At 61.4% G+C, this 16,097-nt stretch carries 14 protein-coding genes and 2 pseudogenes; 8 read left to right on the forward strand and 8 right to left on the reverse strand.

The features are described from left to right. Positions 1–204: 204 nt before the first annotated feature. The 5 genes from ABIC51_RS34995 (at position 205) to ABIC51_RS35015 (ending at position 4,873) form a co-directional block, all read left to right on the forward strand. Positions 205–837, forward strand: coding sequence for a hypothetical protein (locus tag ABIC51_RS34995; protein WP_054928400.1), 633 nt, complete (start codon positions 205–207; stop codon positions 835–837). A gap of 331 nt (positions 838–1,168) precedes the next feature. Further along, positions 1,169–1,345 carry a DUF7665 family protein gene (locus ABIC51_RS40950; RefSeq protein WP_495525237.1) on the forward strand — a complete coding sequence of 59 codons (177 nt, stop codon included), beginning with the start codon at positions 1,169–1,171 and terminating at the stop codon, positions 1,343–1,345. Continuing rightward, on the forward strand, positions 1,335–1,823 hold the full coding sequence (locus ABIC51_RS35005; protein ID WP_054928399.1) for a Mov34/MPN/PAD-1 family protein: 489 nt from the start codon (positions 1,335–1,337) through the stop codon (positions 1,821–1,823). The genes ABIC51_RS40950 and ABIC51_RS35005 overlap by 11 nt, the downstream gene beginning before the upstream one ends. Positions 1,824–1,827: 4 nt before the next feature. Beyond that, a complete protein-coding gene (locus tag ABIC51_RS35010) occupies positions 1,828–3,228 on the forward strand; it encodes a BilD N-terminal domain-containing protein (protein WP_175804056.1) in 1,401 nt (466 codons plus the stop codon). 394 nt (positions 3,229–3,622) lie between these two features. Then, positions 3,623–4,873, forward strand: a complete 1,251-nt coding sequence (locus tag ABIC51_RS35015; RefSeq protein WP_080982014.1) for a patatin-like phospholipase family protein — start codon at positions 3,623–3,625, stop codon at positions 4,871–4,873. Between the two features lie 573 nt (positions 4,874–5,446). Here the strand turns inward: ABIC51_RS35015 and ABIC51_RS35020 are convergent. The 4 genes from ABIC51_RS35020 to ABIC51_RS35035 form a co-directional block, all read right to left on the reverse strand. Then, the gene (locus ABIC51_RS35020) at positions 5,447–6,694 is read right to left on the reverse strand and encodes a citrate synthase family protein (protein ID WP_011548571.1); all 1,248 of its coding nucleotides are present in this window, start codon (positions 6,692–6,694) and stop codon (positions 5,447–5,449) included. Positions 6,695–6,754: 60 nt separating this feature from the next. Next, positions 6,755–7,147: a VOC family protein gene (locus ABIC51_RS35025; protein ID WP_011548570.1), complete on the reverse strand. Its 393-nt coding sequence runs from the start codon at positions 7,145–7,147 to the stop codon at positions 6,755–6,757. Between the two features lie 47 nt (positions 7,148–7,194). After that, positions 7,195–8,481, reverse strand: coding sequence for an MFS transporter (locus tag ABIC51_RS35030; protein ID WP_011548569.1), 1,287 nt, complete (start codon positions 8,479–8,481; stop codon positions 7,195–7,197). A 94-nt stretch (positions 8,482–8,575) separates the two neighbouring features. Next, positions 8,576–9,334, reverse strand: coding sequence for an SDR family oxidoreductase (locus tag ABIC51_RS35035; RefSeq protein ID WP_059542991.1), 759 nt, complete (start codon positions 9,332–9,334; stop codon positions 8,576–8,578). Positions 9,335–9,647: 313 nt separating this feature from the next. On the opposite strand from ABIC51_RS35035, the gene ABIC51_RS35040 reads away from it, so the two are divergent. Continuing rightward, positions 9,648–10,610, forward strand: coding sequence for a 2-hydroxyacid dehydrogenase (locus ABIC51_RS35040; RefSeq protein WP_174416004.1), 963 nt, complete (start codon positions 9,648–9,650; stop codon positions 10,608–10,610). 70 nt (positions 10,611–10,680) lie between these two features. Here the strand turns inward: ABIC51_RS35040 and ABIC51_RS35045 are convergent. The 4 genes and pseudogenes from ABIC51_RS35045 to kdgD all read right to left on the reverse strand — a co-directional run. Continuing rightward, positions 10,681–10,788, reverse strand: a pseudogene (locus ABIC51_RS35045) (carboxymuconolactone decarboxylase family protein); the annotation flags it as partial. A 312-nt stretch (positions 10,789–11,100) separates the two neighbouring features. After that, positions 11,101–11,478, reverse strand: a pseudogene (locus ABIC51_RS35050) (ATP-binding protein); the annotation flags it as partial. A gap of 10 nt (positions 11,479–11,488) precedes the next feature. Then, entirely contained in the window at positions 11,489–12,841 is a 1,353-nt protein-coding gene (locus tag ABIC51_RS35055; protein WP_027791958.1) for an MFS transporter, read from the reverse strand. Between the two features lie 92 nt (positions 12,842–12,933). Next, positions 12,934–13,851, reverse strand: a complete 918-nt coding sequence (gene kdgD / locus ABIC51_RS35060; RefSeq protein WP_027791957.1) for a 5-dehydro-4-deoxyglucarate dehydratase — start codon at positions 13,849–13,851, stop codon at positions 12,934–12,936. A gap of 207 nt (positions 13,852–14,058) precedes the next feature. Here kdgD and garD point away from each other — a divergent pair, with 207 nt between their 5' ends. Continuing rightward, positions 14,059–15,648, forward strand: coding sequence for a galactarate dehydratase (gene garD / locus ABIC51_RS35065; RefSeq protein WP_027791956.1), 1,590 nt, complete (start codon positions 14,059–14,061; stop codon positions 15,646–15,648). A 128-nt stretch (positions 15,649–15,776) separates the two neighbouring features. After that, the gene (locus tag ABIC51_RS35070) at positions 15,777–16,079 is read left to right on the forward strand and encodes a hypothetical protein (RefSeq protein ID WP_051363319.1); all 303 of its coding nucleotides are present in this window, start codon (positions 15,777–15,779) and stop codon (positions 16,077–16,079) included. The last annotated feature ends 18 nt before the right edge of the window (positions 16,080–16,097 follow it).

A 16,097-nucleotide genomic window follows, 5' to 3' on the forward strand; every position in this document is an offset into this window, starting at 1 on the left:
GCGTCTGTTGCCAATTTGGTCTCCACTACTTTGGTGGGGACTACTCTGGCAACTTCTTTTCACCCAGTCGAGACGGTGCTGGGGACACGCTTACGACTTTATTGACAGTCTCACCAAAATAATGTCGTCAATTCGCATATGTCCGGATTAAATTTGTCAACTCCCGTCATGGACTTCGAAGCCCGACCGTAAGGCTCTGATCTTATGGACGATTCCCGGCACGCGATGCGGCCGGTTACGACGCCGCGCCCGCGCGGTGCACCCCGGCTGGACGCCTTCAGCCTCAAACTCAATCGCCGACTGACGCTGTTCCAACGCGGCGCGCCTGAACTGTGGCTGCTGATCGAAGCGGATCCGGCGGTCCAATCGTTTTGCGAGCGGCCGGGTTACGCGCAGCTCAGCGGACAGCGCTACCTCGCCGATTTTTGGGTCCGCTATGCCAACCGCGAAGAGTTGGTCATCCTGTCCGATTCGCTAGCGGAAAAGCCGCAACCAGCTGCGCGCCCTGATGACGAACTCAAGGGCATACCCATCCGTTTGGTGACATCAACCGACCTCGCGGCCGCACGCGCCTGGATCGATAATTGGCGGCACATGCTGCCCTGTCTGGTCGCGGCGCGCGGGTTGGTCTCGTCTTCGCTCCTACGCGCAGTCGAAATTTTCGTGACGATACCGCATACCTTGCTCGAGATCGAGCGCGAGTTCTCGGTCGGCGATCCGGCGCTGGTCCGTGCGGCGGTTTTCGGGCTCTTGCATGCAGGGCACGTCGACGCGGTCGACCTGCGTACCGAGCCGCTGTCGTTGCTGACGCGCTTCGCCGCAACCGAGGCGACATGATGGCACGTCGCAAGGCGGAATTTCAAACGCTGGATCCGTCGACCTGGCCGACCGTCGCGTGGACCGAGTTCGATGCTGCCGAACGGGAATCGATCCGGGCGCGTACGACAGCGATCGAGCAGTATGCGCGCGGCGCGCCGATCAAGGAGATCGAGCAGAGCACGGGCGTCAACCGACGACAACTTTATCGCCTGCTCGAGCGCGCACTCACAGCACATCCAGACGGGCGCCTCTGTGGCTTTCGCGCGCTGATCTTGCACTCACGCGTTGCCGATTACGTCCGCTTGAGTCCGGTGAAACTGAACGGCGATCCGGTTCTACCGTTGCGTCAGTGTTCAAGGTCGCCGGATGGGCCGCGCCTGGTCGTGGTTTCTATCACCATTACGACCGGCTCGCGATTCCGGGACACCCCTGGACGAAGGATGCATGGAATCCGACCGTGAAGCTGACTGATTTCATCACGCTCATCTATCGTTGGCTCAACTGCGAGGACTATCTTGGCCAATAGCGACCAGATCGAAATCCCGCTCATGCTGTGGCGTCGGCTGGTGCGCCAGCTCGCTTCACGTAGCCGCGGCCGACGGGAATCCGGAGCGTTTCTCCTCGGTCGGCAGAATGCCCCCAAGCGCCAGGTCGTCGATTTCATTTGCTATGACGATCTGGACCCCAAGGCGCTGAGTCACGGGATCGTCGAGTTCCATCGGACGGGCTTCTCCTCTTTGTGGGAAGTCTGCAACAGGCGCGGGCTGCATGTGCTAGCTGACGTGCATACGCACCCGACGCCGGATGTCCGGCAGAGCTCGGTAGACAAAGCCAACCCGATGATCCCGATCGCCGGGCACGTCGCCTTGATCCTGCCGAGCTTCGGCGACACGTCGTTGTGGTCGCTTTCGAGGGTGGGCATTCACCGCTTTCTCGGGAAGCGCCAGTGGCAGTCTTTCGACGCAGGGAATGCGAATGCCCCCGTGCGTCTCTCCTTGTGGTGATGCAATGATCGAAATATCGGAGCTTCCAGGCAATTTGTCCCGTATCGACAAAATCTGGCTTGACCGTGACGGGACCGCACCGAAAGAATCCCGGATCGCACGTGCGGCTCGCCGATTGCAAATCGTAGTCGGCGCCGACGTTGCAAATTCCCATGCAAAGCAGGTGGCGCTCCTTACGGTGGTAAATCTCGCCGTAAAGTGCTTTGCTGCTCCGGTGCAGGTGATCGCGCCGGACAGCGTATGGGCGGCACGGACACTCGTGCGCGTCAGCTTGCAGTCGACGCTGGGGAACGCGCTGGAGGAACTCGGTGGGCAGCGTCACCTTGAAGGCGTCGATCCCGACCGGGTTCACATCCTGCTGGGTGATGCGAACCCGCGAAGGCTTTCCCTACGCATTACCTTTGATGGCTGGAAAGTGAGTGTCGGGCCTGCGGCGCAGGTCGCGCGGCTTCCTGAGCGTCCATGGTGTGCGCTGGCACCGCTTGCCGCTGCAGCCGTGGCGGTGGGCGAGGTGTTTGCTTCGTTCGCGCGTATTAGCGTAGCGGCTGCACGCCGCGCCATCGGATTTTCGTTGTGGCGACCGGACTTGCCGGATGATTCGTCCGACTCGATTGGGGGCGCCATTGACGAAGCCCCGGTGGAGCTTTCCTGCTTCGGGTTGGGCCACCTTGGACAAGCCTACCTTTGGGCACTCGCATGTCTGCCGCTTTCTACCACCAAAGGCTCAAGAATCTATCTATGCGACGACGACCTGGTCGAATCGCCGAATCTGGAAACGGGCGCTCTATTGAATGGCGACACGCTCGGACACCCCAAGACCCGTGTGGTGTCGGAATGGCTTATGAAGCGCGGATTCGATACCCGGCTGATTGAGCGGTTCGTAGATGGGAATTATCGTCGAAGTGATCGTGAGCCCGTGATTGCGCTGTCGGGATTCGACGACAACGAGGCGCGTCAGTGGTTAACCCAAGCGGGCTTTCCGTTGATCTTCGATTCGGGCTTGGGCGGCGAAGTCGGAACTTTCGATTCCGTAGCTGTGCATACGTGGCCGAACCGGCGGCCTGCGGCTGACTTGTGGCCACTTGAGAGCGCGCAGGCGCGCCGGGAAAGGGAAGAACGGGCGCGTCGCCGGGCGGAGGCGAACCAGGGCTACGGCGCGCTTGCGCCGGACGAATGCGGTCGCGTTCTGGTCGCAGGCAAGTCAGTCGCGGTTCCGTTCGTCGGCGCTGTGTCATCTGCTTTTGTTCTATCGGAGATGCTGCGCACGCTTAACGCTGGCCCTGCCTTCTATGACGCGAGGTTTAGGGTATGCGCGCTCTCTGACCGCTCCCTGACCGCATCGCTACGGTCCGGGCAGGCAGATCCCGTGAGCGGCATTCGTTGCCAGCAACTCGCTTGTTCCTGAGATCCTCGGAGATCAGCCAGACTGAATTTATCAAAGGAAGCTTCGTGGCCGAGACACAGCATCTTGTCGGACGCATGCATATAGCGACGTCGAAAGGCTGCTTTGGAGAAGTCCGAAGGTCGCTTGTGGGTCGATCTGCGCCGGTCGTGCGTCACAGGGCGGCGGCCGGCCGCGTTCGGCCAGGAAGCGACGTTTGATCGGACGGCTGCGTGGACGTTCGGCCGGCGGCTGTGCCCCGCAACCAGCCATTTCGACCATGATGGTGGCCGGTGCGTCTTCGGCCAACGTCCGTCCGCAATATGTAAAATTCCCGGACCGTCGGGCAATCTGCCCTTTGCTTCAGCAGAGCTGTCGTAGCTTGCTGCGCAACAAAGAATAATCGGGGTGCGAGAAAGTGAGTGATTTTTGGAAGCATGAGGCACGTGGGGCGATAAATGGAGACCGCTGGCAGTCCTGCATCTGTATCCAGGGAGGAGGGGCGAAAGGGGCTTGGGAAGCGGGGGTCCTCGCCGAGCTTATCGAGTCCGGAGCGATTAAACCTACTGCGATGTTCGGCACCAGTGCGGGTGCGATTAATGCACTATGGGCATCTACTGCGCCCACGGACAAGGTGGCGGCGCACATGCTGAGCCACTGGCTGGCGTTCGCCCGTCGAATTGCGCTTGTCGCGAGTTGCTTTTTGGGGGGGGTGTTTCTTACGGCGGCTGCGCTTGTAGCAAGCCGCTGGCTAGCGTTCCCTGGTTGGATCGCGGTTGCTGGACGCTGGTATTTTCATCTGCTTTTGTGTCTTCTCCTGCTGCTACCGATTTTGGGATTCACCGCACGGCTGCGCCTTATCGACCGAATCCCTGGAGTTTTCCCGATTCGCTGGGCAGCACGGATGCTGCCAAGTGTCGAAACCTGTGCGAGCTGGTATTGCTATTTCTGCATGGCGGATGTGGCGGTCAACGAGCAACCCCCGGCATGGGATTGGGGGAGACTAGCTACGTTCTCGATCGCCAAAGGGAACAGGCATGCAGAACTGATGCAAGGCGAGCATCCCCCTTTGGACGCACGTATCGCGGCGATGACATCGGCTGCGTTGCCGGGATTATTTAGATCGCTGCGAGTTGGCGACCGACGGTTGCTCGATGGTGGCTTGGAGGCGAACCTGCCGGCTGGGTACATCATGTCAAACGGTACAGCGGGTGGTAACAGCATTATTTGCATAGTCCCCAAACCGCTGAGCCTACTTGACGCTGAGAATCATGTTGACTATAGGGTTCTTCGTTTCCTTCACGATATCTGCGCCGAACAGCAAGAAGGTCGCAGTAACCCTGCCGCCTCAATCGTTGGGGCAAGTGTGCGGTATCCGGTGTTGGTGATCGCGCCGAAAGAAAAATTGCAGTCAGGGCTAGTCGGCGGCTTCTTCCGACCCAAACTGTTGCGCGCGGAGTTTGAAACTGGTCGGCGAAGTGGAGTGGAGATGAAGATCGCGATGACGTGCTTCGAGAGGGGCAGTGAAACCGCTCTGGATGGCTATCTGTTGGAGACACTTTCATTACCCCCGATTGGAGAGCACCCTCCGAGTCCCGGCTTGCTTGCTCTGTGGATGAACGCTCGGTGGATTGTCAAAACCCCATCACTTGCGTCCTTACTCGATTAGGGCGACGCGCACGGAACTACTCAGCCTCACGGCCCTCATTGAAGTGAGCCATCAAGACCCGACTACCCACAGTGATAGAAGCCCACACTATCGCGCTCAGCCAGATTGATCAATTTGGTGGTTCATTACGGTCCCGATGATTGAGTGGATTTAAGAACAAACGTCCCAGTTACTGGCCCAGCGCGGTCTCGTCAGTTCCTCTACGCGGGTGACCGCTCCGGCCGATGAAGCGCCCATCACTCCGCGGAGCAGTGGCAGTTGCACTTTGAAAGCGGTCGTTACAGTTATCTGAGCCAGTACGGCGGCTCAGGGTCGTTCAGAGTCGTTCGCGGCGCGCCAGAATGGCCATTCGCTGTCTCGTACAGCTCCTGACGTTGGGCTGCATGCGCAAGCAGGATAGGGAACCTTATCGCTACGGTACGATTGTCGGTTCAAGTTCAGGTTTGGCACAACGCGTGACCGCCACTGACGGCGCCGCGGAGGAGTTGACACCGGTCTTCGCAGCCGCGGCCAGTGACAACTTTTATTCGCAAACGGAGATAATCTAAATCTGGTTTACGGTTGTCCGGCAGGTTACTCCACCACCTTGAACAGGCGGTTCTTGTTGATCACGCCGACTTTCGTCTGTTTGCCGTCGTCGTCAGCGGCGGGCCGCAGATGCCGATCGTCGAGCGTCGGCCCCGTATAGCGGCTGCGCGGCCGGATCACCTTGCCGACGCGCAGCTGCTCGATGCAGTGTGCGAGCAGTCCGACGCTGCGCGCGATCGAGAACAGCCCGAACGCCGCATCGCGCGGCAACTGAAGCTGCACCGACAGCATCGCCAGCGCGACATCGATGGTCGGCCGCTGGCCGGTGAGCGTCGTGACCTTGTCGACGAAGTGCGCGAGTTCCGTCGGCGGATCGAGCCGCGCAAGCAGCGCGTCCGCGCGCGGATCGCCGTCGGGGTAAAGATGATGGCCGAAACCGGGAATCGGGATCGCGGACTTCAGGTGATGATCGACGACGCGCTCGGCACCCAATCGTTGCACGTCGTCGAACACCGCACGTACGCGTCCCGACGCGTCGCCGTGCAGCGGCCCCGACAACGTCGCGAGCCCCGTCAGCAGGCAGCCTGCCAGCGACGCGCCGGTCGATGCGGTGATGCGCGCGGCAAATGCCGAACTCGTGATCTCGTGATCGGCGACCAGCACCATCGCGCGGCGCAACAGGTCTGCGCCATGGCTGTCGAGGCCCCAGCCGGCCGCGAGCCGCTGATGGGTGTGAAGCGGGCTTGCGCCGGCATCGTCGTGCGCGCCGAACGCGCGCGACACGATCGCGACGAGCTGCCCGGCCTCGATGTGCAGTGCGCTGTCGAGACGGCCGAGCGTCGAGTGCCCGTGCGCGGCCAGCGTCGCGAGCATGGTGAACGCGCATTGCCGGTCTCGCTCGCCGGGCGGTAGTGCCAACGCGGGCGGATCGAACGACACGGGCGTGGTGGCCTGCCAGAGCAGCGCGGCCGTCTCCTCGAGCGTGGCGGTGTCTGCGAGCTGAACGCTGTCGCGCCCGCGATACCACGCGCGTCCTTTCGAGAACGTGGTGATGCCGCTGTAGATGCACGGCTCGGCGCCAAAGATCGTGCTGGCCGCGAGCGCCGCTCGCTTGCGGCCGACCTGTTTCTTGCGGCACAGCGCGACCACATCCTCGGCCCGATACAGGCTCTTGCGCGGATCGTCGGGATCCTGCATCACGGCAATGCTGCCGCGGCTCGCGTACGCGTAGACGGTCTGCGCCCGCACGCCGAGCCGCCGCGCCGCTTCCGTCAGGGTGATCCAGTTCTGCATGGGGAGTCGTGATGAGGATGCGGCCGGTGCGCGGCCGCTTGCGCCGACTATAGACCGGGTTCAGTTGAATGTCATCTCGGCCGGGCGCCGCTCCAGCACCTCGACGAGGATGTCGCCGGGCGCGCGCACGAAACAGCCGCGCACGCCGGCGCGGATCCGCGTGACGGGCTGGACGATCTCCGCGCCGTTGTCGACCAGATGCGCGTAAGCCGCATCCAGATCCTCGACAAGCACGCCCAAGTGGTCGATCCCTTGCATGCGCGCGCCGTCCGGCACGATCGCCGGACATGCGTCCGGCAGCGCCGTGATGAAGAGGTTGATCGCCCCGATCCGCAGGTCGACGCGGCCGGGGCGCCGCACAATTTCGGCGTTCAGGCAGCGCGCGAACCACGCGGCGGTGGCCTCGGCATCAGCCGAGCAGAGTTGCAGGTGATCCCATTTGAATTCGATCATGGTCGTGTGCGGTACGTGCAGTGGAGCGTAAAAGGGGGCGAACCGGGTCAGAGCTCGATACGCGACAGCTTGCCGAGCAGCACCGAGTACGACAGCGTGCCGAGGAGGCAGATCGCACCCATCAGGTTCAGCGCCCAGAAAAAGTTGCCGGTGTGCTGCGTCACGTAGCCGATCATCAGCGGCGTGGTGACGGCTGCGATATTCGCGGCGAGGCTCGTGATGCTGCTGGTGAGCCCGACATAGCGTTTCGGCGCGATCTCGGACACCGCCGCCCACGACATCGAGCCGATTCCCTGTGCGAAGAACGCGACGGTTAGGATCGCGATCACCAGCGCGTTCGACTGCACGAAATTGACGAGCACGATCGATGCGCCGAGGAAGGTACCGATCACGAGGGGCGCCTTGCGCGACGACGACATTGATACGCCGCGCCGGATGCAGAGATCGGACAAATAGCCCGCGATAAGGATACCGAGCGTCGCGCCGATGAACGGCATCGCCTGGAAGAAACCGACCTTGATCATCGACATGTGCCGTTCCTCGACAAGGTAGGTCATGAACCAGGTCGTGAAGAACACCAGCAGCGTGTTGTTGCAGAACTTGCCGAGACAGATCGCGAGGATCTGCCGATAGCCCAGCAGGCGCAGCGCCATGCACCAGTCGAATCGGTCGCGCGCGGTCACTACCGGCTGCCCTTCGGTGATGTACTGCAGCTCGGCCGCGTTGACGCGTGGATGGCGCGACGGATCGCGATAGAGCCGGTACCAGACGACGCTGAACAGAATGCCGAACGCGCCGGTCGCGAAGAACACGGTACGCCAGCCGAACGCGGATGAGATCCACAGCAGCAGCCCGGTGAAGAGCGGCGTGCCGATGTACTGACCCATCACGTACACGCTCGTCGCGAAGCCACGCTCCTGGACCGGGAACCACATCGTCACGGCGCGCGCGTTCGACGGAAACGCGGGCGCTTCGAGCGCGCCCATCGCTAGCCGCGAACCGAGCAGCATGTGATAGCCGTGCGCGAGCCCTTGCGTGAGCGTCGCCAGCGACCATCCGACGAGCGACAGCGCATACGCGACGCGCGAGCCCAGCATATCGGCGAGCACGCCTGCCGGCAGCAGCGCGATAGAGTATGCGAGGCCGAACACCGCGAACAGCTCGCCCATCTGCACGCGGGTAAGCGCGAGATCCTTCGACAACGCCGGAGCGACGATGCCGAGCGCCGAGCGATCGACGTAGTTGAGGACGGTGGCCACCAGCAGCATCGACAGCACGCCGTAGCGCACCCGCGATCGCCTGGCGGCGCCTGCGTGCGCGTCGAACCCGCGCATGACCGAAACCTGTTCTTCAGCGGTTTTCAATGTCGTCTCCTGTTTTGTGATGGTTGTGCTGGTGCACCTGCCGCGTGTGCCGGCGCGCGTCCGGTCAGCCGCGTCCGACGAAGGGCATCGCGCTTGCCATGATCGTCATGTTCAGAATGTTCGCTTCGAGCGGCAGGCTCGCCATCTGCACGATCGCGCTCGCGACATGCACGACGTCGACGCGCGGCTCGGGCGCGATGCGGCCGTCGGCCTGCAGCACGCCGCTGTCCATGCGCTCCGTGAGCGAGGTCGCGGCGTTGCCGATATCGATCTGGCCGCAGGCGATGTTGAACGGTCGACCGTCGAGGGCAAGCGAACGCGTGATGCCGAGGACCGCGTGCTTCGTGGCCGTGTACGCGATCGTGTTCGGGCGCGGCGTGTGCGCGGAGATCGAACCGTTGTTGATGATGCGGCCGCCTTGCGGCGTCTGGCGCTTCATCTGGCGCCACGCGGCGCGGGCGCACAGGAACACGCCGGTCAGGTTGGTGGCGACCACGTCGTTCCAGAACTCAAGCGAATAATCGTCGAGCGGCACGGCGCCTGCGTTGCGGCCCGCGTTGTTGAACAGCACGTCGAGGCGGCCGAAGTCATGCGCAATCCGCGTGAAGCTCGCATCGACCGATGCCTCGTCGGAAACGTCGGTCGGAATGACCGCGGCCACGCCGCCTGCCCGCTCGACGATCTCCTGCGTCGCGAGTAGTGGATCAATGCGCCGGCCGAGCAGCGCGACGCTGAAACCGGCTTGCGCGAGCGCTACCGCCGCTGCCTGTCCGATGCCGGTGCCGGCGCCCGTCACTGCCGCGATTCTTTTCTCTGCCTGCATTTTCACGCCCTCGTCTTCAGTCCGTTGAACATGCAAAAAGCATTGCGCGGCGACGATTTCGCAGCAATCTTGATTCTTTCAATCAACATCAACCGCCCCGTCACGACGGGCTGGCGTCAGGGTTTTCCTGAGCTCGCGACTGCGCCGTTCGCGCGCCGGCAAGGCATCGCGCATAGCAGAGGACATGATCGGAATCGGTCGAGTATCCGGTCGCTCAATGCCGCGCGAACATGTTGATCGAACCAATCAATATTGACCTGCGCCGACTGCGCTTCGTAGGCTGTGTTCCGTTTTCCGACCCAAGGACGAGACCATGCCTGACAACAATCGCACCCGCCTGTTGGTTGCGCGACGCGTTCCCGCCGCAGTCGCCGCACGCGCAGAATCCGAATTCAACGCGTATGTAACGGACGCCGACATGGACGCGTCGTCCGTCGTCGAGTTCTGCAATCGCTACGAGACGCCGGCGGTGCTGATCGGCAAGAAATCGGGGCTGCAGGCCGAGCACATCGCAGCATTGCCACCGAGCGTGAAGATCATCGCGAACGCGAGCGCCGGGTACGACCACATGGATGTCGCCGCCGCACGCGCACGCGGAATCGCGGTCAGCAACGCCCCCGATGCGCTGACCGACTGCACGGCCGATTTCACGATGCTGCTGGTGCTTGCCGCGTGCCGGCGTGCATCGGAGTACGAGCGTATCGTGCGCGCGGGGTGGGGAAAGTCGTTCGGCATGACCGACATGCTCGGCACGCGCGTGAACGGCAAGACGCTCGGAATCGTCGGTTTCGGGCGGATCGGCCGTGCGGTCGCGCAGCGCGCGCGCGGCTTCGGGATGAAGATCGTCTATACCGACCGACGTCCCGCACCGCCCGAGATCGAGGCCGGCGCGCGCTATTGCGCGGATCTCGACACGCTGCTCCCGCAGTGCGACATCCTCACGCTGCACGTGCCCGGCGGCGGCACGCCATTGATGACCCGCCGCGAATTCGGCTTGCTGCGCGACGGTGCCGTGTTCGTGAATGCGGCGCGCGGCAGTCTCGTCGACGAGGATGCGCTTTACGATGCGTTGACGTCGCATCGGCTGTTCGCCGCGGGGCTCGACGTTTACCGGAGCGAACCCAACATCGATCCGCGCTTTGCCGCGCTCGACAATGTGTTTCTGTCGCCGCACATGGCGAGCGCGACCGTCGAGACGCGCGACCAGATGGGGTTTACCGCGCTCGACAACGTCGCGGCGGTGCTTGACGGGAAGGGGGCGCCGAACGCGCTGTGATGACGGCGGGCGCGAGCGCTTGCCCATGCCGGGGTGTCCGATGACGGAACCCCCGGCTTCAACCGCGTCGTTACTTCAACACCCCCTCCGCCACCAGCACCTCATGCGCGGCATTGAACGCGCTGAGACGATGCGGAATACCCGAATAGGCGGTCGCATGCAGCAGGGTCGCTTTTATTAGGTCCAGGGGAGTGACGACGGATGCCCTAATGTCGAGTTGCGATAGGGCTTCCGCCTAGGTCTCGCGTGATGCGCCAAACCATGCCGCCGCTCGGGCCTGTCAGGAATTTTGTGTTTAAGGCATAACATGCTCCCAAGGAGAGTTTATGCCTCGCAAACCGAAAGCCCAGCCGCGGCTCTGCCGGCGATTCCGGCCGAGTTGCTCGAGCAGTTCGGCAACGGTCCGATGACGGCCGAAGCCATCAACGCCGCGACGCTGGCGTGTTGATTTCCACTGAATCTTGACCCACCCCGAGACAGCGTAGTACATCTATTCCGGTGTGGATAACTCCTCACTGCCTGCTGCTTTTGCTGCTCTCTTTCTGGTTGCCTTCGCCTTGGCAGAACTGGACTTGAAGCGCCATGATTCATTGCCTGTTTCGACGATGTGGCAGTGATGGGTGACGCGGTCCCGCAGCGCCGTCGTCATCTTTGCGTCCCCGAACACGGTCGCCCACTCACCGAAGCTGAGGTTGGTGGTGATCGCGACACTCGTGTGTTCATACAGCTTCGAGAGCAAGTGGAACAGCAATGCGCCACCGGTTTGGCTGAACGGCAGGTAGCCCAGTTCGTCGAGGATCACCAGGTCGACGTACATTAGCTTATGGGCGATCTCGCCTTGTTTGCCGATGGACTTCTCCTGCTCCAGTAACTTTGGACTAGTCGTGACTAAGCTCTACGCGCTTGATCTCTTTAACGATGACGAGATAACAGAACACTGTAATCAGCGCATTGGCACCTACAAAAGCCAGGGCGCCGTTAAACGAGCCACCAGACCGTGCGACGAGATACCCGATCACAATGGGGGTGACGATACCGGCAACGTTGCCAAACATGTTGAAGATCGATCCAGACAGGCCAATCGCTTCCTTGGGTGAGGTGTCTGCGACCACAGCCCATCCAAGTGCGCCCAGACCCTTCCCGAAGAAGGCAAGCGACATAAGGGCAACGACGACCCAATCGGTATTGACGTAGTTGCATCCGACGATGCAGCACGACAGCAGCATGCCGCCAACGATCGGCGTCTTTCGTGCGACGGTGAGCGAGCGACCATGTCGTATAAGTGTGTCCGACAACACGCCACCGAGAACGCCGCCACCGAACCCGCAGATGGCCGGCAGGGAAGCGATGAGCCCTGCCTGGAGGATAGTCATGTGCCGGGCCTGAACGAGGTAGATCGGAAACCACGTCAGGAAGAAATAGGTAAGCACGTTAATGCAGAATTGTGCGAGATACACGCCGAGCAGCATGCGATTGCCCAGCAGTTGCCGCACAACGCCCCAGCCACCGCGATGACTGCGCGAACCGGCGTCGGCTAGTTTTCGGCCGTGAATGAGGCCACCGCCCTGGTCAATATACTCGAGCTCCGGTTTATTGACGCCCGGATGGTTCACCGGGTTTTTCATGACCTTGAGCCACGTTATTGCTAGCAGCAGTCCGGCAAAGCCCATGACGACGTAGACGTAATGCCAGCCGAAGGCGTGGGTAATCCACGCCATCAGCGGAGTAAACACGACAGCTGCGAAATATTGCGCCGAATTGAAGATAGCGGAGGCAGTACCGCGTTCCTTTGTAGGAAACCAGCTCGCTACGACCTTGGCATTTGCAGGGAACGCCGGCGCCTCAGCGGCCCCCATGACAAAGCGCAACATGAATAGCGTGGTTACCGCTGATGCGGCGCTCCCTGCCAGGCCGATCGAGCTTTGAAGCAATGTAAAGAGAGACCAGAGGAAGATGCTCGCGGCATACACTCGGCGTGCTCCGAAGCGATCGAGCAGCCAGCCGGCTGGAATCTGACAGAGAACATAGGCCCAGCTAAATGCGGAAAAGATGTATCCCATCTTGACCGCATCGAAGCCGAACTCTCCCCGCATTGCAGATCCGGTGACCGACAAGGTCGCGCGATCTGCGTAGTTCAATGTCGTGATGACAAAAATAAGGGCCAGAATGACGTGGCGGACCTTCGTACGCTTGAGTGCGTCCGCGGGATTTGCCGTGCGGCTCATTTCCATGACGATCTTCCTCTGTTTAAAGCGAGCGGGGTGCCTGTGTCGCTGTTGGGCATAACTGCGCGGCTAGCCCCGCCTGTCTCCTCGTGGCGTGCTTACTGCGCGCCGAGCTTTTTGATCAAAGCGTCAAGCTGGCTCAGTTCTTCGTCGTTGAGGTCCGTGAGCGGAGCGCGAACCGGGCCGGCATCGTGGCCAACGAGCTTTGCGCCCGCCTTGACGATGCTGACTGCGTAACCCGCACGGCGATTACGGATTGCGAGGTAAGGAAGGAAGAAGTCGTCAATCAGCTTTCCAATCGTTGCGTGATCGTCCGATGCGATTGCACGATAGAAGTCCATGGCGGTCTTCGGAATAAAGTTGAAGACGGCGGACGAGTAGACCGGAACGCCGAGGGCCTTATACGCGGCTGCATAAACTTCAGCCGTCGGCAGGCCGCCGAGATAGGAAAACCGCTCACCCAGGCGGCGACGGATCGTCACCATGTTTTCGATGTCGCCGACACCGTCCTTAAACCCGATCAGATTCGGACAGCGATCGGCGAGGCGCTCGAGCATGTCAGCGTTCAGCTTCGAATTGGCCCGGTTATAGATGATCACGCCCAGATTGGGCACTGCCTTGCACACTTCCTCGGCATGCGCTGCGATCCCGTCGAGCGAGGCCTCCGTCAGGTAATGCGGCATCAGGAGGATGCCCTGCGCGCCATTGCGCTCCGCTTCTTTCGCGTACTCGATGGCAACGCGCGTCGGACCACCCGCCCCTGCGAGGATTGGCACCTTGCCCTTGCAGACTTCGGTCGCCGTACGGACGACGGCTGTGTAGTCATCACGCGTAAGTGAGAAGAATTCGCCCGTGCCGCCCGCTACGAACAGTGCCGTTGCGCCGTAAGGCGCGAGCCAGTCGAGGCGGCTTGCGTACGTATCGGCGCGGAAATTGCCCTGTTGGTCAAAGTCCGTGACCGGGAAGGAGAGGAGGCCGTCGGAGACGATTTGCTTGAGTTCTTGCGGAGTGGTCATGATGGGGCGTTCCAAGAAATTCGGTTCGATTTCGGTTGCTGCTTATATGTCATCGTACAACTGGGCTTTCGGCTGAGCAACTGGAAATGGCGGTTTTCAGAGATTTCCCAGGGTAAATAGGTATCCAAAAAGAGGTTGTACGTTGTATGATGACGTAAAACTAAGCAGGGTCATTGGGCGAACCCCGCCGCTCAGAGGAAGATGCAAATGGAACAGACACCGCTTTATATTCGCGTGCACCCCAATGACAACGTCGCGATCGTTGTCAATGACGGGGGACTGGGGGAGGGAGCGACTTTCCCAGATGGTCTGGCACTTCGCGAACGGGTGCCGCAAGGCCACAAGGTCGCGCTGAAGGATTTCGCTGAGGGCGATGAGGTCGTCCGGTACAACGTTGTGATCGGGTATGCGAGCCAGGCGCTGCCCAAGGGAAGCTGGGTGAACGAGCACGTCATCCGGATTCCAACCCCTCCCGGCCTCGACGATCTTCCGATCGCGACCATCAAGGCGCCGGTTATGCCGCCTCTGGAGGGTTACACGTTCGAGGGCTACCGCAATAGCGACGGTTCGGTCGGTACACGCAACATTCTTGCGATTACTACGACTGTTCAGTGTGTTGCAGACGTCGTTCAGCACGCCGTGACCCGGATCAAGAGCGAGCTGTTGCCGAAATATCCGAACGTCGATGACGTGGTCAGCCTCGGGCACACGTATGGATGCGGGGTTGCGATTGACGCTCCCGATGCAGTGGTGCCGATCCGTACAGTACGCAACATCGCGCTCAATCCGAACTTCGGCGGCGAAGTCATGATGGTGAGCCTTGGTTGCGAGAAACTGCAGCCCGAGCGTCTGATGCCTCCCGGGACGATTCCTATTGCGACTGTTACGGAAGCGGATGACGTCGCGGACGTCGGTGACCTGCCTTCGGACGTGAATGGTGACGTCGTGGTGCTGCAGGACGACGCCCATGTCGGTTTTGAATCAATGATCGAATCGATCATTCGGATGGCTGAAGGTCACCTGATCCGGCTGAATAGCCGGCGCCGGGAAACCTGTCCGGCTTCAGACCTGGTATTGGGCGTTCAGTGCGGTGGCAGCGATGCTTTTTCTGGCCTGACCGCAAACCCGGCAGTTGGTTTCGCCACCGATCTTCTCGTGCGCGCGGGTGCCACGGTCATGTTCTCGGAGGTGACCGAGGTGCGCGATGGTGTCGGTCAGCTCACAGGGCGCGCCGCTAATCCCGAAGTTGCCGCTGCGATCATTCGGGAGATGGACTGGTACGACAACTATCTGAAGCGCGGCGGAGCGGATCGTAGCGCCAACACGACGCCGGGGAACAAGAAGGGCGGGCTGTCGAACATTGTCGAAAAGGCGATGGGCTCGATCATCAAGTCCGGCAATTCGCAGATATCTGGCGTACTCGCGCCGGGCGAAAAGGTCAGGCAAAAAGGGCTGATCTACGCTGCGACACCCGCGAGCGATTTTATTTGCGGCACGTTGCAGGTGGCAGCCGGGATCAATCTGCACGTTTTCACAACAGGCCGGGGTACGCCGTATAGCCTCGCCGAGGTGCCCGTCGTGAAGGTCGCAACCCGTTCGGACCTGGCACGTCGCTGGCACGACCTGATGGACGTGAACGCAGGCACGATCGCGACCGGTACTGCAACGATCGAAGATGTGGGCTGGGAGTTGTTCAAGCTGCTGCTCGACGTCGCGAGCGGACGCAAACAGACGTGCGCTGAAAAACTGAAGCTCCATAACGCTCTGGTTCTCTTCAATCCTGCGCCGGTGACCTGATCGCCGCTCGCTGCGCTGTAGTTGGACATCGCCGCCAACGCACCGGCCGATAAAAACCAATGAGATATGGACAGGCGACTCGCGCCTGGACCGGCCAGCCTTTCGTAGACATCTTCGAGCCATAATTTATGGCAACCGAGGAGGTCGATATGAGCGGCAAGCGGTACACGGATGAGTTCAAGATCGAAGCAGTCGAGCAAGTCACCGTGACCCTGCCTCGTTTTCACGTACAGCATGTCATGCAGCAGCGCGTAGGGTTGCGTCAGCGTCTGGCCTCAGGGCTCGTCGTCCAACTTTTGGTCGCGTTGAGTCATTGCAGGCATGGCCGATTGACTGGTGGCGCGCGGCAACAGGCGACCGGCGAATCGTTGGAAGGCTGCCTGCTGAACGTCGTCCGGGGGCCGGCCCGGCCCCCGGGTACTTCCGCGTGAGATCCACGTGCGCGGTTC

Source organism: Burkholderia sp. 572 (assembly GCF_040545135.1).
Classification (GTDB): domain Bacteria; phylum Pseudomonadota; class Gammaproteobacteria; order Burkholderiales; family Burkholderiaceae; genus Burkholderia; species Burkholderia cepacia.